The following is a 21,919-nucleotide window of genomic DNA, read 5'->3' on the forward strand; positions in this document are numbered from 1 at the left end:
GCATCGACCGCTGTCCGACCCACAGACCGCTGCGAGTACCGCCGACCGCTGCCCGATGGCAGCCCACTCGCCCACTTCAGTTACTCGATTCGATGGAACGGGGCGCCGAGCGCCGCTAGATCGACGTGATCACGGACGAGACGCGCCGCTCGGCCGTACGGCGTCGTCGCAGGTGCGTTCGCTGTCGACGCGGGATTGGCCGCAGTAGCCTCACCCGTCGGCCGATCGACGCCCGCAGTCGTCGCGACGTGGTCGAGAAACGCCGTTCGTACCCCCTCGTTGTCGAACAGGCCGTGGAGATAGGTTCCCAGTACGCGACCGCGGGCCGCGCTCGAGTCGCCGAGCGGCCGGTCGACGTCGTCTACGGCCCGCGTGAGGCCCGCGTGGATTTCGTACCCCGCCGCCGCGCCGTCGGCTCCGGAAAGCAACGACGACGCCGAGCCGTCGACGGAGACCGTCGTCCGCTCGAGGCGCTTGTCGCCTTCGAATCGGGTTTCGACCGGCAAGAGGCCGAGTCCCGCGACGATTTCCTCGTCGCCCGTTCCCTCGAGTGCAGCGTTGGTGATCCGTTCGCCGAGCATCTGATACCCGCCGCAGATGCCGACGATCGGTCCATCGTACGCCGCGAGCGCGTCGGCGAGTCCCGTCTCGTGTAACGCCAACAGGTCGTCGACCGTATTCTTCGTCCCCGGAAGGACCACCGCATCGGCTTCGACGTCCGCCAGTGGGTGGTCGGTGAGCCGTCCGCCGGCGGCTCCGTCCTCGAACCGCTCGTCGCCGTCACATCCGTCGGGACCGTCCGTCCGATCGACCGGGACGTAAACGATCGAAACACCGGGTTCGTCCGCCAGCGCTTCGAGATCGGTCGCGTTCGAGATTCTGGGAAACCGAGGGACGGCGATCCGAACCCGTCGGTCCGGGGGAACGCCGTCGTCGTCGCCGACGACGCTCCCCGATTCGCGGCCGGGCAGACTGACGCTGTCTTCTTCGGGGAGTCCGGGGTCCTCGAAGGGAAGCACGCCCAGGATCGGGACGCCGGTCCGGGATTCGATCTCCTCGATCCCGGACTCGAGCAGTGAGGGATCGCCCCGGAATTTCGTGATGAGCGCGCCGACGATCCGATCGCGTATCGCGTCCGGCACCAGTTCGATGGTGCCGTAGAGGCTGGCGAAAGCCCCGCCGCGTTCGATGTCGACCAGCAGGAGGACGTCGGCGTCCGCGAACGCGGCCGTCTCGACGTTCGCGAGGTCTCGATCGTGCAGGTTGATCTCGCCGATGCCGCCCGCGCCCTCGGCGACGATCGCGTCGTTGTCGGCCGCCAGCCTGCGGTACGATTCTTCGGCGACCCTGCGCGCTCGATCCCAGTACTCGTCGTAGTAGGAGCCGGCGGGCACGTGTTCGTGGGCCGTCCCCTGCAGCACGAGCTGGCTCTCACCGTCGCCACGCGGTTTGAGCAAGACCGGGTTGCAGTCGGTCGTCGGCGTCGTTCGAGCCGCTCGAGCCTGAACGAACTGGGAGACGCCGATTTCGCCCCACCTGTCGTCGGTACCGGCGCCGGAGTCGCCGTCCCGTCGGCCGTCCGCATCCGGACGAACGACGACTCGAGCGTTGTTGCTCATGTTCTGGCCCTTGAACGGGGCGACGTCGATTCCGCGGTCGGCGAGCAACCGGCAGAGGCCGGCGGCCACCGTCGACTTACCCACGTGGCTCGCGGTCCCGGCGACGAGGAGCGTTCTGGTCATCCGCGTTTGTGACCGTTCGCGCTGCCAGTGGTATCGTCCTGTCGATTCGGTTCCTTTCGAGCGACGGCCTCGCCGGGGTCGATCGTCACGACAACGCGTCGACGCAGGTTCGCAGGTCGCTTTCGGTCTGCCAGAGGCACAGTCGGTCCGCGTCCGAAAGCATGTCGAACACCGCCGTCTGCATCCCGCAGTACGGACGCTCGAGATCGACGGCAGTCTCGACGTCGTCGATCGCCAGCCCGTCGTACCGCCGCTTGAAAACGTGCGTCTTCGCGAAGTAGGTATCGAGCGCGGTGAAATAGCCCTGTTCGACGAGAAAACCGCCACGATCGTTCCCGGCGCGGTGCCGGTTTCGACGAGCGCGACGGTCGCGCCCACGGAGAGCACGGCGATCACGAACGGGAACAGGGCGAACCGCCAGCCGCCGAACAACTGGGTGTGGAGTCACCACTCCTCGCGAAAGGGGATCGCGAGCAGCCGTCGAGTGGAGAGGCCGGACCTCGAGTTCACCGAACCGGCCCCCCGTACCGGGTCGGTGGTGTCAACCCCGGTCATGGGGCGTTCGTCCGCTCGAGCGCCGGAACGTCTCGTGCGTCTTCGCCCTCGACGCGCTCGAGGAAGACTCTCGAGCAGCGATTCGTCGCTGTCTCCGGCGACGGCGTCGTCGCCGTCGCCCGAAAGCGAGCGTTCGGTCACGAGTCGGCCGGCCGCGTACGAGACGAGGTACTGCTTGACCTGTTCCTGGACGAGCGGTTCGAGGTTCGCGAGCGGTTCGTCGATGAAAACCACGTCGGGTTCGTGGATGAACGCCTGCGTGATCATCACCTTCTGTTGCTGTCCCTGGGAGAGATCCGTGTGGAGCGTGTCGAGTTTGCTCTCGAATCCGGGCCGATCCGCCCACGCATCGGTCTGCGCGTCTCGATCGGCTCCGCGACGGGGTCGGTCTCGAGGACGCGGACGTCACCCGCGTCGGGCCGAACCTGGCCGGTCAACGTTCGAATCGTCGTCGTTTTTCCGGCACCGTTCGGTCCGAGAAAGCCGTATAGCTCCCCGCGTTCGACCGTGAAGCTCATGCCGTCGACCGCCCGGACGGATCCGTAGGATTTTGCCAGCCCGTCTACCCGAATTGCACCCATTGAACGTCGATCTGTTATCAGGAATCGATAATAGCTGTGGGGGCCAGAACTGTAGTGGGTCGGAAACAGCGTCGGTACAGCGGCCGCGTTCGCCGAGCCGAAGACGGGCCAGCGGCTGGGTTCGGCGAGCCGATAGCCGGAGCGGGCCCGTTCGACACCGCACGTCCGGCGTTCGAACCGATCAGAACTCCGTCCCGCGACGCGCACGCTGACCGTCATCGATCGGGTGTTTCACCTTGCGGACGTTCGTGATCAGGTCCGCGCGATCGGCGAGATACCCCGGTTCGGTGTGGCTTCCCGACAACACGAGTTCGAGGTCGGCCGGCTTCGCGTCGATGAGTTCGTGAACGTCGGCCTCCGAGATCAAATCGCGGTCCGCAGCGTAGAGGACCTCGTCGAGTATCAGCATGTGCACGCCCGCCTCCGGCGCCGCGCCGAGATCGATCGGTTCACCGAGGTCGGCTTCCTCGGCCGCTTCGAGGAGTTCGTGAGCGCGTTCGAGGCCGGCCTCGGCCTGCGCTTCGTGTTCGCCCTCGTCGCTTCCGTCCGCCATCCCGTGCCAGCCGTAGTGTCCGAGATTTTCGTAACTGATCCCCGGCAGCGCGGCGATCGCGTTGTACTCGCCGCGAACCGCTTCGACGCTCGAGGCACCGCCTTTCATGAACTGGAGCACGTGAACGCGATACCCGTGGCCCGCAGCCCGCATCCCCATGCCCAGCGTGGCGGTCGTTTTTCCCTTTCCGTCGCCCCACCAGACCTGTACGAGGCCGAACTCGTCCGGTGCGGCCGCTTCGATACGCTCGGGTTCCGGGGTCCGTCCCTGCCCGGGGGTGTTCTCGATCGCGGATTCGGGTGTCGAGTCGTCGCTCATACGCACCCGGTAGGCCCGACCGTACATGTAATTGGCCACAGTCGACCCACGGTTCGGTGAGCCTCGCTATCGATCCGTATCGATTTGCTGACAGCCGTAACCAAACGTGTCTTTAGGCCTCGCTCCATACGAGGGTGCAGGTACATGTCGCTCGAGTTCTCGACGTCCGACGACGCTCCCGCGTTCGAGTGCGTGATCGCCGCACTCGACGACGGTGCGTGCCGGGAGATCGTCGCCGTGCTCGAGAAGCCGATGACGGTCCACGAGGTCGCGGAGGTGACGGGCCGGCCGCTTTCGACGACATACCGCAAACTCGATTCCCTGTCCGAGGCCGGTCTGGTAGAAGAAGTCGAGGGGATCCGCCAGGAGCGCCATCGGAAGTCGCGGTACGTCGCCAACTTCGAGCGGCTCTCGATCGGGTTCGCCGACGGCAACGAATTGCGTGTGGATATCGACCGCTCGGCGGCGCTCGGTCTCTGGTCGAACGTCGGACAGGAATTCTGAGGCTCGCCGCGTCCTTGCGATCCGACCCACGTCGTGAGTGAGTCGAGTGGCGTCGATCCGGTCGGTAGCAGTCCTCACCCCTCGGAGGATTCGTCGACTGTCGATCGAAATCGTTCGAGTCCACCCACACGGTACCGACAGCACGGCACCGATCACGAAACCGGTCGAGCGCCGTTCCGAGGGCGCGAGCGCACCGCGGGGCCTGACTACTGGTTCGTGGCGACGTTCTCGCCGAACTTCTCCCGGACCTTCTCGACTTTCGGTGCTGCGTGCATCCGACAGTAGGCGTCGGTGGGATTCTTCTCGAAGTAGTTCTGGTGGTACTCCTCGGCCTCGTAGAAGGTCTCGAGCGGCTCGATCTCGGTGACGACGTCGTCGTAGAGCCCCTCGGCTTCGAGTTCCTCGGCGAACGCGCGAGCGGTCTCGAGTTGCGCGTCGCTGTGGGCGTAGATCGCCGAGCGATACTGGGAGCCGACGTCCGGGCCCTCGCGATTCAGGGTCGTGGGATCGTGGATCGAGAAGAAGACCTCGAGTAAGTCCTCGTAGGCGATCCGATCGGGATCGAACTCGAGTTGCACGACTTCGGCGTGGCCGGTCTCGCCGGAACAGACCGCCCGATAGCTCGGATCGTCGGTGTGGCCGCCTGCGTAGCCCGACGTGACGGACTCGACGCCCGCGAGTTCCTCGAAGACCGCTTCGACGCACCAGAAACAGCCGCCGCCGAACGTAGCTCGTTCCATACGGTCCGTTGGACGTGCGTGAGGAAAGTTGTGACGGCGACGTCCCACGGTAGGCGAGCGGTCGCGAGTTCGCGTCCGCGTCCGGTGACTGCCGGCGTCAGAAAGGATTTGACGGTGGCCACTGAACGGCGGGACATGTCCTGGGATACGGTGCGACTCGAGTGGGACGACGACGTAGCAACGCTGACGATCGACCGACCCGACGCGCTCAACGCACTGAACGTGGCGACGCTCGAGGCGATGGGCGAAGCGATCGAGGCGGCGGCCGAGGACGGCGCGCGCGCACTCGTGCTGACGGGAGCCGGCGACGCGTTCATCGCCGGTGCGGACATCAAATACATGCGGGACCTCTCGGTGGAAGCGGCCCAGGAGTGGGGCGAACTCGGCCACGACGTCGCCGACGCGCTCGAGGCCTTCCCCGCGCCGACGATCGCCGCGGTCAACGGCTACGCCTTCGGCGGCGGCTGCGAGATGGCGCTCGCCTGCGACCTGCGGGTGGCGAGCGAGTCGGCGCTGATCGGCAACACCGAGATCGACCTGGGGATCATTCCGGGCTGGGGCGCCACCCAGCGACTGCCGCGACTCGTCGGCGACGAGACCGCCCGTCGGATGATCTTCTTCGGGGAGCGCCTCGATGCCGACGCCGCCGCGGAGGTCGGCCTGTTCGGCGAGGTCGTCGCCGACGACGACCTCGCGGACGCCGCGGCCGAACTGGCCGACAGAATTGCGGCGAAGCCCGCGTTCGCGATGCAGACCGCCAAACAGGCGCTCAATCGGGGCTACGAGGGATCCCAGGCGGGCGGGCTCGAGTACGAAAAGCGCGCGTTCGCGAGCCTGTTCGGGACGCACGACCAGCGCGAAGGGATGGCGGCGTTCGTCGAAGATCGGGACCCGGAATTCGAGTAACGAGGCACACCCACCTCGCTCGGCGGTCGTCAATTCGGCTCCCGATCGTCGGCGCACCGATCGATCGATCGCCGACTCGACTACCGGTCCTCGACGCGCCAGGTGAGCACCACGCCGCCGTCGAGCCGGTCGATTTCCGCGAGTTCGAGGGTCGGAAATTCCGCGACGAACCCGTCGCCGTCGGCGAGCGTCGGCGCGTCGCGACCCCCGATGATCTGCGGGCCGACGAACACCCGTAGCTCGTCGACCAATCCGTCCTCGAACAGCGAGAAGATGAGTTCCCCGCCGCCCTCGACCATGAGCCGCTCTATGCCCCGCTCCCGAAGCGTCGCGACCGCTCGCAAGAGGTCGACCCGCTTCTCACCCGCCGTGATCAGTTCGGCGCCGTCGGCGAGATCCGCGCGACGTTCCACGGGGGCGTTCTCGCTCACGCAAACGTAGGTCGTCGCCGCGTCGTCGAGGACCGCCGCGTCCGCTGGCGTCCGGCCGCTCGAGTCGACGACGACCCGTGCGGGGTTCGCCGATCGGCCGTTCTCGCGCCGTCTGGCGCGCAGTTGCTCGTCTTTGACGGTGAGACGAGGATCGTCGGCCAGGACGGTCCCCACGCCGACCGCGATGGCGTCGCTTTCGGCACGGAGCCGGTCGACCCGGCCGAAGTCTTCGTCGCCGCTGATCGCGATCTGGTCGCGACGGCGCGAGGAGAGTTTGCCGTCCGCGCTCACGGCTGCGTTGACGACGACGTGCATATCTCAGCTGTGTCGCCGGTCCTAAAGAATCCCCGCGTCCCGGCCCGGACCGGTCTCGTCTCAGGCCGGAGTAGTCGGCGTCTCATCCCGGAACGGTCGACGGCTCGGCACGGATCGGGCGCCGTCGCTTCGCGCCTCGGCCGGCTATAGGCCGATATATAGGCACTCATATTGAACGGATAAACGACTTATCCGGTCTCGCGGAATTATTCTGGTGCATAACGCGTGACGACCGATACCACCACGTTCGGCGACACGGTACCGTTCCATCACCGGCACATCGCCCTCGAGAACCGGGACGACGTCTACATCGTCGGTGACGTTCACGGGTGTCTCGATTCGCTCGAGACGCTGCTTTCGACGCTCGACCTCGGCTCGAACGACCTCGCCGTGTTCGTCGGCGATCTGGTGCGAAAGGGACCGGAGAGCAAGGCCGTCCTCGACCGGGTCAGGCGATCGCCGCGGCTCGTTTCGGTCTGCGGAAACAACGAACGAAGATCGATCGACGGCGAGGCTTCGCTGCCGACGCTCGACGCGGTGGACCTCCGGTATCTGGAATCGTTGCCGGCCGCGATTTCCTGGGACGTCGGTGGCGTCCACCACCCGTACCACTCCTTCGACGGGACCGTCCAGCGATTTCTCGAGACGGCGGTCAACGATCCGGACGTACTCGCGATCGAGGCGGCGATCTTTCGGACCGCGAGCGGCTCGCAGGTCATCGAGAGCTTGCTCGAGGCGGCCGTGCAAGCCGTTCGTACGGAGGCGTTCGCACCGGTACTGACCGCTCAATATCACAATTAGCAGTGACTTAGTAGGTGTCGTGGGTGGGTTCAGGTACGCGACCTGCTACCCGAACCCATGAACGGATCCACCGGCGGTTACGACGATCGGTCCACGCGACAGCGACTGGCCGCGGCCACGCAGTACTCGAGCGACGAAATCGATCTCGAGTCGGTCGTCGTGCGGTACGAAAATCGAACGGATCGATGCACGATCGTGCCGCGAGAGTGCCCGGAGGCGGACCGATTGACCACCTGGCTGTCGGCGGACGTCCGGGTATTCGTCGATCTAGACGATATGCGGTAACCGAGTGCCCGGACGCAATCGAGTGTCGGACTGGAGTGATCCCCCGTCGACTCGAACGGCCGGCCGCCGGAGCGAGTAGCCGCTTTCTGGACGTCGGACTCCGCCCGATCGGATTCGGAAGCGGACGTCGCACCCCTCGCGTATCTATATATAGATATATTCGTGAACGGTTATCGACGGAGAGTTACGAACTGATGGACATCGCAAACCACGGCAAATACCGCCCCTCAGACCATCACTCGAGTAATTCGTACTTCTCTATAGTCTAGTGGATTTATATTGTTGCAGTTGAAAGCCGCCCGTATGGAGACGCGCAAGGTTCAGGTGACGGGCGGGTCGACGTTTACGGTCTCGCTTCCGAAGACCTGGGCGACCGACAACGACGTCAGTAGCGGAACGACCGTCGAATTTTACCCGGAAGGGGACGAACTCCTCCTGACACCCGAACGCGAAACGCGACGACAGGAAGGGACGCTCGACGTCTCGGGCCTCGAGGACGAACAACTGAAGCGAGCCGTGATGACGATGTACGTCAGCGGCTTCGACATCATCAGACTCGAAGCCGGCCGGATCACGACCGAGCAACGAAGTGCGATCCGCAACGCGACACAGCGCCTCGTCGGCGTCGAGGTCTTGGAGGAAACCAGCGACAGCGTGGTCATTCAGGACCTGCTCGATTCCTCGGAACTGTCGATCGTCAACGCCGTCACCCGGATGCGACTGATCGCACAGTCCATGCTCGAGGACGCGGTCACCGCGCTGATCGACGACGACGACGATATCGCGGCCGACGTTATCGAACGCGACGACGACGTCGACCGCCTCTGGCTGGTCGTCTCGCGAATCTTCCGCGCCACGCTCCGGTCACCTCGTGCCATCGAGGAACTCGGCGTCTCCCGCGAGGACTGTTTCGATTTCCACTCGAGCGCCCGTCAACTCGAGCGGATCGCCGACCACGCCGTCAAGATCAGCGATATCGCGCTCAAACTCGACGGCATCTCGGCCGACGTCGCCGACGCCATCCACGGCCTCCACGCGGAAGCGGCGACCATCTTCGAGCAGTCGATGGACGCGCTGTTCGCCGACGATGCCGACGAGGCGAACCGGCTGGGCCACGACGCCCTCGCGGCCGTCCTCGAGATCGACGAGCACACCCGAAAAATCGACGACAGGCTCCGCGAACTCGAGCCCGCACGGGCCCAATCGCTCGGACTCATCGTCGACTCGTTGTCCAGAAGCGCCGATTACGGCGGGAACGTCGCCGAGACGGCGCTCCAGAAGGCCGCTCCCCGACCGTGACCCACCCGACCGCCCGAGGATATCAAGCCGATGGTCGGAGGGGAGTGTCCGACTAAACCACGGGAAGCCTCGGGGTCGTCCGAGAGAGCGAAGCTCTCTCGTGATGACGAAAGGCCGAAGGCCTTTCGAACCACTTGACCCCGAGGCGGTTCACGGTAACAAATACGGGACTATCGTCGCGCTCAACGACGCGTAGCTCGACGGGAAAACGGTTCCGTGGTACGATCGATCGGGGCCCTATTCGACGAGAACGGCGTTGACTTGCCCGGTCTGGCCCGGACGAGACGTCACCCGAGCCGTTCCCTCCGACGTTTCGATGACGGCACCCTTCGTGATGATGTTTCGCCGCACGTAGTTCGGGTTCGCGTCGTTCTCCACGACGTCTTCGATGTCCGCGGTCACCGTTTCGTCGTCCTTGTTCACGCTCGCAACGTTCGTCGCGAGTGCACGCGTCTTCGTCCCGTTGCCCCGGACGTCGACGGTCCGGAATCGCGGCTCGCCGACCTGCGTCTCGGTCGGCAGCCGACCGAGCTCGTCCTTTCGGCGCTTGCGAACGTTCTTCAGTCGACCACCGGTTCGCTTCCGGGTAGAGCGTCCCTGATCTTGCATACCCGGTAAAAAACCCGGCGCATACTTGAATGCACTGCTCCGAGAGTGGACGGTTCAGTCACCGGTTAACGGGCTCGAGAGGGCGTTCCTGTCCCGACGGCGCCGTCACTCGGTCGCGACTCGACCGACCGCATCGCGCTCCCGCCGGATCGGCCGGTCCGCTCGCTCGCGCCGGTCGCGTACCGTCTCGACGACTGCGTTTCCGAGACGGGGCGGCCCGCGTCGCTCTCGGTGCGCTTCCGCGGGCTCTCCCCCGCCGACCGAGATTTCGAACCGTCATTCGTCGGGGACCAGACAGTACGCCTGACCCGGTTGCTCGAGCACGGTCTCTCTTTCCTCGGCGTAATAGTTCGAAAAGACGCCGCGCTCGGCGTAATAGATCCGGCCGTCACGGGGGATCGCACCGCTGGTGACGTGACCGCGGTTTTCGACCCGCCAGCGGCGTTCGCCGGTCGCTCTGTCGAGCGCGTAGAGGTGGGTATCGTACGAGCCGACGAGGATCGTCTCGGCCGTCGCCGTGATCGAGCCGATGACGTGACCGCCGACGTTCGTCTCCCACAGGACCTCGCCAGTGGCCGTCTCGAGCGCCCGGACGTAGTGGTCGTCGCCGCCGACGTAGACGATTCCCGCGTCGGGATCGATCGCCGGATTCGACATGACGACGTTCCCGGTGTCGATCGACCACTCCTCGCTCCCGTCGGCGAGATCCAGCCGGTAGAACCGGCCGTCCCAGGAACCGACGAACGCCGCACCGTCGTACACGGGGATCGTTCCCTTGATCTGAGCACCGAGTCGGAATTCCCCGTCGGCCATTACGTCGCCGTCGGGGCCGCCCTCGCCGCCCGCCTGAAACGACCACGCGAACTCGAGCGAGGGAAACTCCCAACAGTAGACGACGCCGTCGTTCGAGCCCGTGACGAGCCTGCCGGCCTCGCAGTCGATCGCAGGTGACGGATGGGGCATCCCCCAGAGGCGGTCGTCGCTCCAGGTCGGATTCCCGGTCGCGGCGTCGACTTCCCACAGCACGCCGCTGGCCGGGTTCTTGTGTTCGGTGAGGAAATAGAGCCGCCCGTCGACGTACGCGGGGCTCGAGCCGATCGCGATCGCACCGCCGAACTCGAGGCGCCGAGTGTGCCAGACCAGTTCGCCGGTGGCGATCTCGAACGCGTAGAGCTCCCCGTCGTACCCGCCGATGTAAGCGGTATCGTCGACGATCGTCGGCGTCCCGTGGAAGCCGAGGCTTCGTCCGGCGCCCGTTTCGAGGCGCCAGCGGTGGTCACCGGTCGGACTGACGGCGTGGATCACCCCCGTGTCACTCGCGACGAGGATCGTCTCGCCGTCCGGCGTCGGGCGGGGCGTCGATTTGGCCGCGGTGTGTCCGATTCGGTTGATCGGGAACGACCAGTCGACCCGAACCGACGACGGGACGGTTTCGTCGGGATAGTAGCCGTAGCGGCGCAGTCCGCGACGAAACATGGAAATGTCGTCGTCGGCCGGAATCGGCACGTATCCGTCGGCGGTCGTCTCGGACGCCGCGTCGGGGCCGCAATCCGGCGGTGATCGGTACTGTCGCCCGGTACAGCCGGCGAGGCCGACGGTTCCGGCAGCACCCGCGGTACGGAGGAGCGCTCGCCTGCTCACTCGGGCACCCGCGGTCCGATCTCCCGCCTCGGAGCCCGCACTCCGAGACCCTCGAGCGGAGTCGCTGTCGTGGCGGTCGGCGACTGGCTCGTGCACGGTCGTCCCTTACTCCTGTTGGGCGTCGACGACTGCGACGCCGGCCAGGTTGACGATGTCTTTGACCTCGTCGCCGCGTTGCAGGACGTGGACCGGTTTGTCCATCCCGACCAGCATCGGGCCGATCGCGTCCGCGCCGCCGAGTCGCTGGAGCAGTTTGTAGCCGATGTTCCCCGACTCGAGGTTGGGAAAGACCAGCACGTTCGCGGGTTCGTCGAGTTCGGAGAAGCCGTAGGTCCCCTCGAGAATGTCCTCGACGACGGCGGTGTCGGCCTGCATCTCGCCGTCGACGGGGAAGTCGACTTCGGGGTCGTCCTGCAGCATAGCGGCCGCCTTCCGTGGCTTTCGGGTCCCCTCGTTGTTGACGCTGCCGAAGTTCGAGTACGAGAGCAAGGCGGCTCGCGGTTCGACGTTGAACCGGCGGGCGAGTTTCCCGGTCTGCTTGGTGACTTCGGCGAGGACGTCCTCGTCGGGTGCCTGGTTGACGGTCGCGTCGGCGACGAAGATCACGCGGTTCTTGAACGTGAGCATGTAGACGCCCGCGGCGTAGTCCACGTCCTCGTCGGTTCCGATCACCTGCAGCGGCGGCCGAAGCGCCGAGGGGTAGTGATGGGACAGCCCCGTCAGCATCGCGTCGGCGTCACCGCGTTCGACCATCACGCTCCCGAAGTAATTCGTATCGCGTTCGATGAGTTCGCCCGCCTCGCTCCGCGTGATTCCCTTGCGGGCCCGGAGTTCGTGCAGCCGATCGGCGTACTCCTCGTAGTCGCCGACTGACGGATCGGCGACGGTCGGCTCGAAGTCGAGTCCGAGGTTCGCGGCCGTTCCCCTGATCTGGTCCTCGTCGCCGATGAGGATCGGCAGGGCGATCCCCTGTTCCCGGATCTGATAGGCCGCCCGGATCATCTTCTCGTTTTCGCCCTCCGCGAGCGCGACCGTCTGCGGGTCGCTCTTCGCTTTGTTGAGGACGACCCGCATCATCTCCCGGGACTTGCCCAGTCGCGCCTCGAGTTGCTCTTCGTACTCGTCGGTGTCGATTTCGGTTCGGGCGGCGCCCGACTCCATCGCGGCCTCGGCGATCGACGGCGCGACCCGGAAGAGAACGCGGGGATCGACCGGCTTCGGGATGATGTAGTCGGGACCGTACTGGATCGGTTCGTCGCCGTAGGCCTTGACGACCGCGTCCGGGACGTCCTGGCGGGCGAGTTCGGCCAGCGCTTCGGCACAGGCGACTTTCATCTTCTCGTTAATTTCGGTGGCGCGGACGTCGAGTGCGCCGCGGAAGATGAACGGAAAGCCGAGGACGTTGTTGACCTGATTTGGGTAATCGGAGCGCCCGGTGGCCATGATGACGGTGTCGTCGCGGGCCGCTTTGGCCGTCTCGTAGTCGATTTCCGGATCGGGGTTCGCCATCGCGAAGACGATGGGGTCCGACGCCATGGACTGCACCATCTCCTCGGAGACGATGCCGCCGATCGAGAGGCCGACGAACACGTCCGCGCCGTTCATCGCGTCGGCGAGGTCGCCTTCGGGAACGTCGCGGGCGAACTGTCGCTTGTACTCGTTTACATCGCCCCGTCGCGCTCGCTCGTCGGTGATGATCCCCGAGGAATCACACATCGTGATGTTCTCTTTCCGGCACCCGAGCGAGACGTAGAACCGCGCCGTGGCGATCGCACTCGCACCGGCACCGGAGAAGACGATCTCGAGATCCTCGAGGTCCTTGTCCGCGATGTCGGCGGCGTTGAGCAGCGCCGCACCGGAGATGATGGCCGTCCCGTGTTGGTCGTCGTGGAACACTGGAATGTCGATTTCCTCGCGGAGTCGCTCCTCGACGGTGAAACACTCGGGCGCTTTGATGTCCTCTAGGTTGACGCCGCCGAAGGTCGGCTCCATCATCTTGACGGCTTCGACGAGTTTGTCGGGGTCGGCTTCGTCGAGTTCGATGTCGAAGACGTCGATGTCCGCGAAGCGCTTGAACAGGACGCCTTTCCCCTCCATGACCGGCTTCGACGCCTGTGCGCCGATGTCACCCAGGCCGAGGACGGCCGACCCGTTCGAGACGACGCCCACGAGGTTCCCTTTCGCCGTGTACGTGTAGGCCTCGGTCTCGTCCTCGTCGATCTCGAGACACGGCGCGGCGACGCCCGGCGAGTACGCGAGTGACAGGTCACGTTGCGTGTTCGTCGGTTTCGTCGTCGATATCTCGATTTTCCCCGGCGGGTCCGTCCGGTGGTACTCCAGTGAGTCCTCGTCTAATCCCATATCGGGGACACTGTGGGGGACTACTAAAAACAATGCGAAGGGGAGTTTCGACAGCCGTCGAAACCGGTGGACAACGCGGAGAGCGGACGCCCCGGCGAGCAGACATATCGATTCGACCGTTTTATACGCAGGGCGCATGTGTGGTGGGGTATGGACGTCGCGCTTGGTGGGACCTTCGACCCCGTTCACGATGGCCACAGACGGCTATTCGAACGGGCGTTCGAACTCGGAGATGTGACTGTCGGGTTGACCAGCGACGAACTCGCGCCGAAGACACGCGCCGTCGAACGACGAGTGAGATCGTACGAGGACCGGAAACGGGACCTCGAGACCGAACTCGAAGCGATCGCGACCGAGTACGACCGCGACTTCCGGGTTCGCAAACTCGAGAAGCCGACGGGAATCGCGACCGAACCGCAGTTCGACTACCTCGTCGTCTCGCCGGAAACCCGCGAGGGTGGGACCCGAATCAACGAGATCCGAGACGAGCGCGGCCACGATCCGCTGGAAGTCGTCGTCGTCCCACACCTCCGGGCCGAGGACGGCGACATCATTTCGAGTACCCGAATCGTCAACGGCGAAATCGACGAACACGGGAACGTCGTCGACGAGTGACCCGCGGTGGCCCGGGCGTCCGCCCGCTCTCTTCACCTCGCGGATTCGAGAGCCATAGCGGCCACGTAACTGCGCCAACCTACGGAAATTACCATTAGTTAGGAAGCGGCCCGTATCAGATCCTTACGCCGAATCAGCACGGCACTGACGCGTGAAACGGTCGCTCGTACGTGACCGTTACCAGCGCGGGGGCTCGAGACCGGCGGACTCGAGTAACTCCTTCCAGCGGGATTGAATCGAGAGCCGAGAGACGTCGGCGGCGTCCGCCACCGCCCCCTGCGTGCGGCCGTCACCGGCGACGAGCGAGCCGGCGTAGACGCTCGCGGCGAGGACCGCTCGCTTGGACCGATCGGACGACGGGACGTCGGCGAGGAAGAGATCGGCCGCGGTCGACCGCGCGTCCGTCGAGAGTTCGAGCCGATCGGCGATGGCCTCCAGTTCCTCGAGCCACGGTTCGTGTTCGACGCGGTCCCGCGCGCTGTACATACATTCGGGTATCGGATCAGTCGAGATAAAACTACGGTCGTGACGACGTGCGAAATCGGGGCCGATCGATCGGCGCGTTTCGCGCCGGCAAATATTGCACTACGGCGGGCAATGTTCTACTACGAATAATTCGGAAAAACGGCTGTTCTCCGTCGATTTCACTAGGAGACAACTACTAAACCACCGGAAGCTCGAAGGTGCAGGCGGCGCGGTCGACCGATGTCGGTTCGCACCCCCCATGAAAGAGCCAACTTGCAAACTCGTCTGTACCGGTTGCGGCCTCGAAATGCCCTACCGGGAGCGGTCGCTGGCCGAACAGGCCGCTGAATTACACCAGCTACGCGACCCCGAACACGTCACCTTCATCGTCCCGCCTGATTGGTCACCGGAAGAGCCGGTGAAACACAGTTAGTGCGGACCGACAGGTTCATACGCGAATCGGCAAAACTCGGGGATGCGCGCGGGTAGCCAAGCCAGGCCAACGGCGCAGCGCTTAGGACGCTGTCCCGTAGGGGTCCGCCGGTTCGAATCCGGTCCCGCGCATGCTTCTCCGAGCACTTTCGCGAGGAGAAGCATCGCGACGAGGATTCGAATGAGGGAAGACGCGCGCAGCGAAGCGAGCACGTCTTCACGTGGTTCGAATCCGGTCCCGCGCATTCTCCACGGGCGCCACACGGCTCCGTGAGTGGAAATTCGGCCCAATCTAGAAGAACCCGGACGATCGAACGCCTCGAGCCTCGAGTGGACGATCCGCCTCGAGAAGTACGGACGGCCGTTCGTCAGTCGTCCGCCGCCAATGTACTCGCGTCGAGATCCCCCTCGAGATACGAGTTCCCCGTCTCCGAAATGACATAGAAGCCTCGAGACGGGCGCTCGAGTAACCCGTAGGAGGCGAGTTTGCGACAGCGGACACCGATGTAATTGTTATTTCGGTCGAGTGCGTCCGCGATCACTTTCGGAGTGCCAGCGGTCTCCGATGCGAGGTACTCGAGAATCTCGTCGTCTGCCCGCGTCATCCACTCAGCTCGCTTTCGCATTGGATATACTATGCCAAGCAGAGATTCATGAGTGTCGCCTGTTACATCTTTAGATCGATTCAAAGCCTCTCTTTGGAAGCTAATTACATATTTTTAGCCTCGTTAAGCACAGATTTATGTAGGGAGAAAAGACAATAGTAGATGCGGGACTGACCGCGGACTGTGAGGTACTGGAAAAGTGCCGGTCGGTGGACTAGCACCGACCCGCGTCAGCTCCCGTCTCGACCCACGGAAGCCATGCCAACCGACGATTCGCGGGGGCTTGAAACCCCCGACCGAGGAGACGTATCGACCGACTCGAGCGACCGAAACGGCCCGAAATCGGGGTGGAGCCCGAAGTATCGCATCCACCTCGAGGTGATCGACGCGGCCGTGCGGGGAGTGGTCGGGGAACTGGGGCGACTGGACCGGGAGGGGGCGCTGGATCGAGGGACCCAACGCGTCGTGCGGGAGCACCTGCGCACGATTCGATCGGAAGCCCTGAGCGCGGGGCGGTTGTTGTGGGAGGCGAGCGAGAGACGAGAGGCCGGCGGGGCCGGCACGGTCAGGGGTGCGTTCGACGCCGACCCCGACGAAACCGATCGGGACGCAGCCCCCGGAGGCGTCCCGATGATCGTTCGTCGCGGCCGCGGTGTGAATTCGGTGATCGGGCCCGATCCGGACGTCTTCGACCGGGAACGCGACCGGGGGAGCGAGGACGACTGAGGGGACCGATGGGGATGGAGACGATGGGACCTGGCGGGATCGATGGGGCCCGACAGCATTTTTCGACGCTGTAACTCGCCACGTGCCGGGAGACGATCGGCGATCCGGCTCGAGCACGCTGTTGCTCGAGGTTCTGTCACTCGGACAGCCGGGCACCCTCGACCACTCGGACAGCCGGGCGCGATATCGAAAGCGTGGGGATGTGACGACTGGTCGACGGCCTCGAATTAAACCCGACACCATCGGATATTATCGAAAGACAAACGTCAGACGTCCCATAACGCTTATTCGAACAGGAACAGGTTGTAGTATTAATGGCCGGGTTAGACGACGTGTTCGGGGATCTCTTTACGAACGTGGACGCGGTCGTCCTCTTTTCGCCGAGCGGGTCGTACTACGAGCGGTTTGCAGCCATCGACGACGTGGACGTGCTCGTCGTCGGAACGGAAAACGCCGTCGGGGCGGAGACGTTCGTCGAACTTCCCCTCGCGTTCGAGGAGGTCACCGAACGGATCCGCTTCGGGCTCGAGGGGGCGCTCCAACAGGGGCTGATCGAAGACGGCGACGAACTGGCCTGTGCGACGAGCATCTTCGGCGACGGAATCGATACGGTGTCCCGCGTCAGAGCGGACGCGGAGACCCAGACCGGGATCTACGACCTGTTCGTCAAATCCCGCGCCGAACCGGAGGTCATCAAAGCGGTCCTCGAGTTGGCGATCGAACTGGGGCAGAAAGGACAGAAAGGGAAGCCGGTCGGGGCGCTGTTCGTCGTCGGCGACGCGGGAAAGGTGATGAACAAGTCGCGACCGCTTTCGTACAACCCCTTCGAGAAGTCTCACGTCCACGTCGGCGATCCGATCGTGAACGTCATGTTGAAGGAGTTCTCGCGCCTCGACGGCGCGTTCGTCATCTCGGACGCGGGGAAAATCGTTTCAGCGTATCGGTACCTCGAGCCGTCCGCGGAAGGGGTCGACATTCCGAAGGGGCTCGGCGCGCGACACATGGCCGGTGGTGCGATCACACGCGATACCAACGCGATTTCGATCGTCCTATCGGAGAGCGACGGCCTCGTTCGAGCGTTCAAGGCCGGTGAACTTATTCTGGAGGTCGATCCGGAGGCGTACTGATATGGTAGACTGGCAGGCGCTCGTCAACGAACCGGCGATCATAGCGGCCGCGGTGCTTGCGCTCGGCCTCGTCGTCGGCTACCTCGTCGGCCGGCTCAACGAAGAGTTGCTGTCGGCCTCGGGGGTACCGGAAGCCGTCGAGGGGACGCCGTTCGAGCGAACTGCCCAGTCGATCGGCACGTCCACGGTCGAAATCGTGGCCCGGCTGAGTTCGTGGTTCATCTACGGGATCGCCGTCCTCACGGCGATCCACATCGCGCAGTTGCTCGATACGGACGCCTTCTGGCTCCGGGTGACGGAGTTCATACCGCAGCTTTTCATCGCCGTCCTCGTCCTCATCATCGGCTTCATCGTCGCGGACAAGTCCGAACTCGTCGTCAGCGAGTATCTGCGCGGGGTCAAGCTTCCCGACGTGTCGATCATCCCGAAACTGGTCAAGTACTCCGTGCTCTACGTCACCTTCATCATCGCGCTGGGCCAGATCGGCGTCCACGTCCTGGCCCTGCTGATCCTGCTGACGGTGTACGCCGTCGGGGTCGTCATCGTCGGCACGGTCGCCTTCAAGGATTTCCTCGTCTCGAGTGCGGCCGGGATCTACCTGTTGCTCAACCAGCCCTACGGGATCGGCGACGAAGTCCGGATCGGCGACCAGACCGGCATCGTCCAGGACGTCGATCTGTTCGTCACCAAGATCGAGGACGATTCGGAGGAGTTCATCGTTCCGAATCGGCGGGTCTTCGAGGACGGGGTCGTTCGAATGCGAGATTGATGGATTGCGTGACCGAAGAAATGTTCAGACGTTCAGCACTGCCAGAATCCTGAGAACGGATGAAATGAGAGCGCACCACCGACGGCTCAATACTCCAAGAAGACGTCGAAGTCACGGGCCGGAGAGCGAAATCCAGCCTCGTCGATCCAGCGTTTGAGGTACCCATCGGCCGTCTCTGCGGTGATGTGACCATCTTCGACGAAACGCACCAAGAGTCCGATCGAGCCGGTCAGGCCGAGACCACGCTGGTTCGCAGTTTCTCGTGCATCTCCGTCATCGGTGACGACCAACCCGCCAGCAGCCTCTGCAACGGCCAGTGCCTGTGCCTCACCTGGATCCAGCGTTTCCAGAAGTTTCGCTTCCACCGCTTCTGTCGACGGAGAGGGTGTAATCACCGGGATCTGCTCTCCGAGGACGACCAACGCGTTTTCGAGGTACAGGTGTGTCTCAACCCCCTCTTCGAGTTCCGTCCGGACAGCATCCGTCGTCGCGACTCGAGGCAGTTTGACTAGCAACTCGGCGTGATCCACGTGAGCAAAGTTCGAAAGGACAGTGGTGTTGAGTACCGTCGCATTTCTCGGGGGCCCTGTCATTCGAGATCGCGTGCGACGTCGATTTCGTCTTTCGCTGCAGCCATGTTCTTGGGACCAAATCGCAGTTCGATTCCCTCTTCACGCAAGATCTCACGCATTTCGAACCGATTGACGTCGGCGAGGCGAGCAGCGGTTCCCATCGTGATGTTCCCGTCGTCGTATAGCGATACCGCAGCGGCAATCCGGGCGTTCTGATTCTCTTCGAAATACTCTCGGAGGACGTGTCGAATTGCGTCGCTTTTGTTTTCGAAGATTCCCGCTTTTACTGCTCCCTCCATGAGGTCGGTGAGATCGTCCGGGATAGTGGCGGTGGTTCGGGACATGCCGTTGCCGAGTATACGGCCTTCATACAATATATGAATTTTGCCGATACGTACTCATCTTCTCTCGCGAGTGCAGCTCTGTTCGCGTGAACTGATTTCGGGACCGAATTTCCCGCTTCACTCGACTCGAGGATGCATCCACCACGTCACCAACCGCTCAGAGTCGACTGTACCGCTCGAACGTCCATTTATCCCGGTTCGAACGGCTTCGAGTGGTGACCGTGAGGAGCCCAAACGCTGAACGGGTTTCGACCCACGTGTCTTCGACCCTAATCGGGTCACTCGAGCGAGAGGCCCGCGTGCCAGCGGTCGACGCCGGCCTCTCGTTTGACGGCGTCCATCCGCGCCAGCAGGTGCGTCGCCAGTGTAGCGGTTTCCGCGGCTCGAGACTCTCCCTCAGTCCTGAACTCGCCCGTTTCGCGGTTCGCGTAGACGGTACAGACCGCGCCGGCGCGGAGTCCGTACAGGCCCGCGAGCGTCAAGATTGCACTCGCCTCCATCTCGATGTTCTTGACGTTCGCCGCTTTGAGATCGTCGATCAGGTCGTCCGAACCGGCGGCCTCGAACCCGTCGAAGCCGGGCCGGCCCTGTCCCGCGTAGAACGAATCGGCGCTCATCGTGACGCCGGTGTGGTAGTCGTAGCCGAGTCGCTCGGCGGCGGCGACCAGCGCGGAGACGACCTCGTAATCCGCCGCGGCCGGGTAGTCCTCGCGGACGTACTCGTCGCTCGTTCCCTCCTGGCGGACCGCGCCGGTCGTAATGACGAGATCGCCGACCGCCATCTCGGGCTGGATCGCCCCGCAGGAGCCGACTCGGACGAAGGTCTCGACGCCGACGCGGGCCAGTTCCTCGAGTGCGATCGCGGCCGACGGACCGCCGATTCCGGTCGAGGTGACCGAGATCGGCGTCCCCTCGTAGCTGCCCGTCGCCGTCCGGTATTCGCGGTGGTGGGCCCGGATCTCGTGGTCGTCCCAGTCGGCGACGATCGTCTCGAGGCGGTCCGGATTCCCCGGCAGGAGGACGGTGTCCGCGACGTCGTCGGGGCCGATCTCGAGGTGGTACTGTACGTCCGCGTTCGGGTCTTCGCTGTCGCGAGGCATCGGCTGTCGGCGGTTCGATTCGCCATCGTATATAAATGCGGGGCCCGAATAGTGCTCGTATGGCACGGGGGACGCTCGCGGACACCTACGTCGCTGCCATTCAGCATGACCTGGTCAATCTGCCCGCGGACGCGACCCGCGTCGGCGTCGTGCGGCGGCCGACGTCGTGGTTTCACGCGGCGGTCGACGAGAACCGACCCGAACTCGGCCCGCCCGAACCACTGCTCGAGTCGATGCGCGACCGCGAGGAGGAGATGAAGATGCAGGGACTCTGCGAGGCGGGGGCGCACAACGCCGCCTGGGATCAGGTCGGATTCGAGGAGGCGTACCGGGAGCACCTCGAGACGGAAGCCGACGCGCGAGCGGCGCTCGCGGCGCTCGACGACAGACTGGCGTCCGGCGAGTCGCTGGCACTGGTCTGTTACGAGAACACCGAGAAGAAACGGTGTCACCGGACGGTTCTCCGGGAGGTGCTCGAGGAACGCGAATGACGAACTTGGCCGGTGGTCGTACGGATTTCGGACGGGACGGTCGTCTCGGGACCCCGGAATCACGTGTGGCAGACCCGAGAGAACGGCGGGACGGACCGCGTCCACGGAGGTGAAAACGTGACTGCACCGAGCGAAGAGACGGCCACAGACGGCGAGACCACCGATCGCGAGGAGACTGACGAACGCGGGTCGCCCGCGGACGCGTTCGCCGCGCTCAGCGATCCGCTTCGCGTCTCTATCCTCCGGGAGCTGAGCGCTCACCACCGGACGACCGGCGAGGAGGCCGTCGGATTCGCCGACCTACGCCGACGAGTCGGCGTCAGGGATTCGGGTCGGTTTCGGTACCACCTCAACGAGCTCCGCGACCGGTTCGTCGAAAAGTCCGAGGCCGGCTACCGACTCACCCACGCCGGCGTCCAGATCGTGGCCGCGATCCTGGCGGGGACCTACACCGCGGACGTGTCGATGGGCCCGACCGAACTCGACAGCGAGTGTTCGGCCTGCGGGCGACGGGCGTTCGCGACGTGCGAGGACGGCCGCTGTCGCGTCACCTGTCCAAACGACCACGCCCTCTTCCAGTGGAGCGTCCCCCCGAACGCCACCGTCGGTGCAACCCTCCCGGAAATCGTCGATCTGGCCGAGGTGCTGGCGTTTCAGGCTATCGAGCAGGCCCTGATCGGAGTCTGTCCCAAGTGTTACGACCCCATCGAGACGAGGATCGTCACGAACGGACCGCCGCGACCGATCCTGCGCGCCGTGTGTGACACCTGCGGCGCGCGGATCGTCGGCCCGGCCGAATTCTGTCTGCTCGTCGATCCCGACGTGACCGCGTTCTGTCGCCGTCACGGTCTCACGCTCCGGGACGATCACGTCTGGGAGTTCCCGTTCGTTCGCGACGACGCGGGCGTCACCGTCGTCGACCAGGATCCGCCGCGCCTCGAGGTCGACGTCTCGCTCGGCGGAGAGACGCTTTCGGTGAGCGTCGACGAGCGCGGCCACGTCCTCGAGATCGACCCGTCCGACGAAACGTGA

The 21,919-nt window shown here is 64.6% G+C and carries 25 protein-coding genes, 1 tRNA gene and 1 pseudogene; 13 read left to right on the forward strand and 14 right to left on the reverse strand.

All coding sequences use genetic code 11. From position 1 onward, the window contains the following. Nucleotides 1-80: 80 nt before the first annotated feature. The 4 genes and pseudogenes from NJT13_RS04765 to NJT13_RS04780 all read right to left on the reverse strand — a co-directional run bounded on the left by NJT13_RS04765 (nt 81) and on the right by NJT13_RS04780 (nt 3,749). On the reverse strand, nt 81-1,742 hold the full coding sequence (locus NJT13_RS04765) for a cobyric acid synthase (RefSeq protein WP_254525396.1): 1,662 nt from the start codon (nt 1,740-1,742) through the stop codon (nt 81-83). A gap of 85 nt (nt 1,743-1,827) precedes the next feature. Beyond that, nucleotides 1,828-2,190, reverse strand: a complete 363-nt coding sequence (locus NJT13_RS23395; protein WP_425499784.1) for a hypothetical protein — start codon at nt 2,188-2,190, stop codon at nt 1,828-1,830. Between the two features lie 103 nt (nt 2,191-2,293). Further along, nucleotides 2,294-2,878, reverse strand: a pseudogene (locus NJT13_RS04775) (ABC transporter ATP-binding protein). A gap of 181 nt (nt 2,879-3,059) precedes the next feature. Further along, nucleotides 3,060-3,749: a cob(I)yrinic acid a,c-diamide adenosyltransferase gene (locus NJT13_RS04780; RefSeq protein ID WP_254524348.1), complete on the reverse strand. Its 690-nt coding sequence runs from the start codon at nt 3,747-3,749 to the stop codon at nt 3,060-3,062. Nucleotides 3,750-3,893: 144 nt separating this feature from the next. On the opposite strand from NJT13_RS04780, the gene NJT13_RS04785 reads away from it, so the two are divergent. Further along, nucleotides 3,894-4,253 (forward strand): winged helix-turn-helix domain-containing protein, encoded by a 360-nt coding sequence (locus tag NJT13_RS04785; protein WP_254524349.1) that lies wholly within the window; start codon nt 3,894-3,896, stop codon nt 4,251-4,253. Nucleotides 4,254-4,459: 206 nt separating this feature from the next. Here NJT13_RS04785 and msrA read toward each other — a convergent pair whose 3' ends face one another. After that, nucleotides 4,460-4,993, reverse strand: a complete 534-nt coding sequence (gene msrA / locus NJT13_RS04790) for a peptide-methionine (S)-S-oxide reductase MsrA (protein ID WP_254524350.1) — start codon at nt 4,991-4,993, stop codon at nt 4,460-4,462. Nucleotides 4,994-5,128: 135 nt separating this feature from the next. Here msrA and NJT13_RS04795 point away from each other — a divergent pair, with 135 nt between their 5' ends. Beyond that, the gene (locus NJT13_RS04795; RefSeq protein WP_254524351.1) at nt 5,129-5,899 is read left to right on the forward strand and encodes an enoyl-CoA hydratase/isomerase family protein; all 771 of its coding nucleotides are present in this window, start codon (nt 5,129-5,131) and stop codon (nt 5,897-5,899) included. 80 nt (nt 5,900-5,979) lie between these two features. On the opposite strand, the gene NJT13_RS04800 is transcribed toward NJT13_RS04795, so the two are convergent. Continuing rightward, complete coding sequence (locus NJT13_RS04800; protein WP_254524352.1) at nt 5,980-6,645, reverse strand: 2,5-diamino-6-(ribosylamino)-4(3H)-pyrimidinone 5'-phosphate reductase; 666 nt, start codon at nt 6,643-6,645, stop codon at nt 5,980-5,982. A 225-nt stretch (nt 6,646-6,870) separates the two neighbouring features. Between NJT13_RS04800 and NJT13_RS04805 the strand changes: the two genes are divergently transcribed. From NJT13_RS04805 to NJT13_RS04815, 3 genes are all read left to right on the forward strand, one after another. Continuing rightward, nucleotides 6,871-7,446, forward strand: a complete 576-nt coding sequence (locus tag NJT13_RS04805) for a metallophosphoesterase (protein ID WP_254524353.1) — start codon at nt 6,871-6,873, stop codon at nt 7,444-7,446. Between the two features lie 57 nt (nt 7,447-7,503). Continuing rightward, nucleotides 7,504-7,731: a DUF7511 domain-containing protein gene (locus NJT13_RS04810; RefSeq protein WP_254524354.1), complete on the forward strand. Its 228-nt coding sequence runs from the start codon at nt 7,504-7,506 to the stop codon at nt 7,729-7,731. Nucleotides 7,732-8,034: 303 nt separating this feature from the next. Next, complete coding sequence (locus tag NJT13_RS04815) at nt 8,035-9,030, forward strand: phosphate uptake regulator PhoU (RefSeq protein WP_254524355.1); 996 nt, start codon at nt 8,035-8,037, stop codon at nt 9,028-9,030. Nucleotides 9,031-9,267: 237 nt separating this feature from the next. On the opposite strand, the gene NJT13_RS04820 is transcribed toward NJT13_RS04815, so the two are convergent. The 3 genes from NJT13_RS04820 to NJT13_RS04830 form a co-directional block, all read right to left on the reverse strand. Beyond that, nucleotides 9,268-9,639, reverse strand: a complete 372-nt coding sequence (locus tag NJT13_RS04820) for a 30S ribosomal protein S8e (RefSeq protein ID WP_254524356.1) — start codon at nt 9,637-9,639, stop codon at nt 9,268-9,270. A gap of 276 nt (nt 9,640-9,915) precedes the next feature. Further along, nucleotides 9,916-11,376 (reverse strand): outer membrane protein assembly factor BamB family protein, encoded by a 1,461-nt coding sequence (locus NJT13_RS04825; RefSeq protein ID WP_425499785.1) that lies wholly within the window; start codon nt 11,374-11,376, stop codon nt 9,916-9,918. Nucleotides 11,377-11,385: 9 nt separating this feature from the next. Beyond that, nucleotides 11,386-13,641 (reverse strand): NADP-dependent malic enzyme, encoded by a 2,256-nt coding sequence (locus NJT13_RS04830; RefSeq protein WP_254524357.1) that lies wholly within the window; start codon nt 13,639-13,641, stop codon nt 11,386-11,388. A gap of 150 nt (nt 13,642-13,791) precedes the next feature. Here NJT13_RS04830 and NJT13_RS04835 point away from each other — a divergent pair, with 150 nt between their 5' ends. Next, nucleotides 13,792-14,256: a phosphopantetheine adenylyltransferase gene (locus tag NJT13_RS04835; protein ID WP_254524358.1), complete on the forward strand. Its 465-nt coding sequence runs from the start codon at nt 13,792-13,794 to the stop codon at nt 14,254-14,256. 177 nt (nt 14,257-14,433) lie between these two features. Here the strand turns inward: NJT13_RS04835 and NJT13_RS04840 are convergent, their stop codons facing one another. After that, nucleotides 14,434-14,742 carry a transcription initiation factor IIB family protein gene (locus NJT13_RS04840; protein ID WP_254524359.1) on the reverse strand — a complete coding sequence of 103 codons (309 nt, stop codon included), beginning with the start codon at nt 14,740-14,742 and terminating at the stop codon, nt 14,434-14,436. A gap of 238 nt (nt 14,743-14,980) precedes the next feature. Here NJT13_RS04840 and NJT13_RS04845 point away from each other — a divergent pair, with 238 nt between their 5' ends. Further along, nucleotides 14,981-15,154, forward strand: coding sequence for a hypothetical protein (locus NJT13_RS04845; RefSeq protein WP_006431372.1), 174 nt, complete (start codon nt 14,981-14,983; stop codon nt 15,152-15,154). Between the two features lie 46 nt (nt 15,155-15,200). Continuing rightward, a tRNA-Leu gene (locus NJT13_RS04850) sits at nt 15,201-15,285 on the forward strand. A 236-nt stretch (nt 15,286-15,521) separates the two neighbouring features. On the opposite strand, the gene NJT13_RS04855 is transcribed toward NJT13_RS04850, so the two are convergent. Continuing rightward, nucleotides 15,522-15,758 (reverse strand): winged helix-turn-helix domain-containing protein, encoded by a 237-nt coding sequence (locus NJT13_RS04855; protein ID WP_254524360.1) that lies wholly within the window; start codon nt 15,756-15,758, stop codon nt 15,522-15,524. Nucleotides 15,759-16,016: 258 nt separating this feature from the next. Between NJT13_RS04855 and NJT13_RS04860 the strand changes: the two genes are divergently transcribed. From NJT13_RS04860 to NJT13_RS04870, 3 genes are all read left to right on the forward strand, one after another. Next, nucleotides 16,017-16,484: a hypothetical protein gene (locus NJT13_RS04860; RefSeq protein ID WP_254524361.1), complete on the forward strand. Its 468-nt coding sequence runs from the start codon at nt 16,017-16,019 to the stop codon at nt 16,482-16,484. A 314-nt stretch (nt 16,485-16,798) separates the two neighbouring features. Continuing rightward, on the forward strand, nt 16,799-17,611 hold the full coding sequence (gene dacZ, locus NJT13_RS04865) for a diadenylate cyclase DacZ (RefSeq protein WP_254524362.1): 813 nt from the start codon (nt 16,799-16,801) through the stop codon (nt 17,609-17,611). Between the two features lies 1 nt (nt 17,612). After that, nucleotides 17,613-18,380 carry a mechanosensitive ion channel family protein gene (locus NJT13_RS04870; RefSeq protein ID WP_254524363.1) on the forward strand — a complete coding sequence of 256 codons (768 nt, stop codon included), beginning with the start codon at nt 17,613-17,615 and terminating at the stop codon, nt 18,378-18,380. A gap of 86 nt (nt 18,381-18,466) precedes the next feature. Here NJT13_RS04870 and NJT13_RS04875 read toward each other — a convergent pair whose 3' ends face one another. The 3 genes from NJT13_RS04875 to NJT13_RS04885 form a co-directional block, all read right to left on the reverse strand. Then, nucleotides 18,467-18,973: a PIN domain-containing protein gene (locus NJT13_RS04875; protein ID WP_254524364.1), complete on the reverse strand. Its 507-nt coding sequence runs from the start codon at nt 18,971-18,973 to the stop codon at nt 18,467-18,469. Then, nucleotides 18,970-19,296 (reverse strand): UPF0175 family protein, encoded by a 327-nt coding sequence (locus NJT13_RS04880; protein WP_254524365.1) that lies wholly within the window; start codon nt 19,294-19,296, stop codon nt 18,970-18,972. Before NJT13_RS04880 ends, NJT13_RS04875 begins: the two co-directional genes overlap by 4 nt. 278 nt (nt 19,297-19,574) lie before the next feature. After that, nucleotides 19,575-20,396 (reverse strand): nucleoside phosphorylase, encoded by an 822-nt coding sequence (locus NJT13_RS04885; protein ID WP_254524366.1) that lies wholly within the window; start codon nt 20,394-20,396, stop codon nt 19,575-19,577. A 59-nt stretch (nt 20,397-20,455) separates the two neighbouring features. Between NJT13_RS04885 and NJT13_RS04890 the strand changes: the two genes are divergently transcribed. Next, the gene (locus NJT13_RS04890; protein WP_254524367.1) at nt 20,456-20,887 is read left to right on the forward strand and encodes a DUF488 family protein, N3 subclade; all 432 of its coding nucleotides are present in this window, start codon (nt 20,456-20,458) and stop codon (nt 20,885-20,887) included. A 117-nt stretch (nt 20,888-21,004) separates the two neighbouring features. Further along, nucleotides 21,005-21,919, forward strand: coding sequence for an ArsR/SmtB family transcription factor (locus tag NJT13_RS04895; protein ID WP_254524368.1), 915 nt, complete (start codon nt 21,005-21,007; stop codon nt 21,917-21,919).

Source organism: Natrinema caseinilyticum (assembly GCF_024227435.1).
GTDB classification, from domain to species: domain Archaea; phylum Halobacteriota; class Halobacteria; order Halobacteriales; family Natrialbaceae; genus Natrinema; species Natrinema caseinilyticum.

Excerpts from the sequence above, each read along its gene's own strand:
- NJT13_RS04800 (WP_254524352.1), bottom strand. The coding sequence starts at position 6,645 with ATGCACGTCGTCGTCAACGCAGCCGTGAGCGCGGACGGCAAACTCTCC.
- NJT13_RS04875 (WP_254524364.1), bottom strand. The coding sequence starts at position 18,973 with ATGACAGGGCCCCCGAGAAATGCGACGGTACTCAACACCACTGTCCTT.
- NJT13_RS04765 (WP_254525396.1), bottom strand. The coding sequence starts at position 1,742 with ATGACCAGAACGCTCCTCGTCGCCGGGACCGCGAGCCACGTGGGTAAG.
- NJT13_RS04860 (WP_254524361.1), top strand. The coding sequence starts at position 16,017 with ATGCCAACCGACGATTCGCGGGGGCTTGAAACCCCCGACCGAGGAGAC.
- NJT13_RS04870 (WP_254524363.1), top strand. The coding sequence starts at position 17,613 with ATGGTAGACTGGCAGGCGCTCGTCAACGAACCGGCGATCATAGCGGCC.
- NJT13_RS04845 (WP_006431372.1), top strand. The coding sequence starts at position 14,981 with ATGAAAGAGCCAACTTGCAAACTCGTCTGTACCGGTTGCGGCCTCGAA.
- NJT13_RS04830 (WP_254524357.1), bottom strand. The coding sequence starts at position 13,641 with ATGGGATTAGACGAGGACTCACTGGAGTACCACCGGACGGACCCGCCG.
- NJT13_RS04855 (WP_254524360.1), bottom strand. The coding sequence starts at position 15,758 with ATGACGCGGGCAGACGACGAGATTCTCGAGTACCTCGCATCGGAGACC.
- NJT13_RS04815 (WP_254524355.1), top strand. The coding sequence starts at position 8,035 with ATGGAGACGCGCAAGGTTCAGGTGACGGGCGGGTCGACGTTTACGGTC.
- NJT13_RS04885 (WP_254524366.1), bottom strand. The coding sequence starts at position 20,396 with ATGCCTCGCGACAGCGAAGACCCGAACGCGGACGTACAGTACCACCTC.
- NJT13_RS04880 (WP_254524365.1), bottom strand. The coding sequence starts at position 19,296 with ATGTCCCGAACCACCGCCACTATCCCGGACGATCTCACCGACCTCATG.
- NJT13_RS04820 (WP_254524356.1), bottom strand. The coding sequence starts at position 9,639 with ATGCAAGATCAGGGACGCTCTACCCGGAAGCGAACCGGTGGTCGACTG.
- NJT13_RS04785 (WP_254524349.1), top strand. The coding sequence starts at position 3,894 with ATGTCGCTCGAGTTCTCGACGTCCGACGACGCTCCCGCGTTCGAGTGC.
- NJT13_RS04780 (WP_254524348.1), bottom strand. The coding sequence starts at position 3,749 with ATGAGCGACGACTCGACACCCGAATCCGCGATCGAGAACACCCCCGGG.
- dacZ (WP_254524362.1), top strand. The coding sequence starts at position 16,799 with ATGGCCGGGTTAGACGACGTGTTCGGGGATCTCTTTACGAACGTGGAC.
- msrA (WP_254524350.1), bottom strand. The coding sequence starts at position 4,993 with ATGGAACGAGCTACGTTCGGCGGCGGCTGTTTCTGGTGCGTCGAAGCG.
- NJT13_RS04840 (WP_254524359.1), bottom strand. The coding sequence starts at position 14,742 with ATGTACAGCGCGCGGGACCGCGTCGAACACGAACCGTGGCTCGAGGAA.
- NJT13_RS04795 (WP_254524351.1), top strand. The coding sequence starts at position 5,129 with ATGTCCTGGGATACGGTGCGACTCGAGTGGGACGACGACGTAGCAACG.
- NJT13_RS04890 (WP_254524367.1), top strand. The coding sequence starts at position 20,456 with ATGGCACGGGGGACGCTCGCGGACACCTACGTCGCTGCCATTCAGCAT.
- NJT13_RS04810 (WP_254524354.1), top strand. The coding sequence starts at position 7,504 with ATGAACGGATCCACCGGCGGTTACGACGATCGGTCCACGCGACAGCGA.
- NJT13_RS04835 (WP_254524358.1), top strand. The coding sequence starts at position 13,792 with ATGGACGTCGCGCTTGGTGGGACCTTCGACCCCGTTCACGATGGCCAC.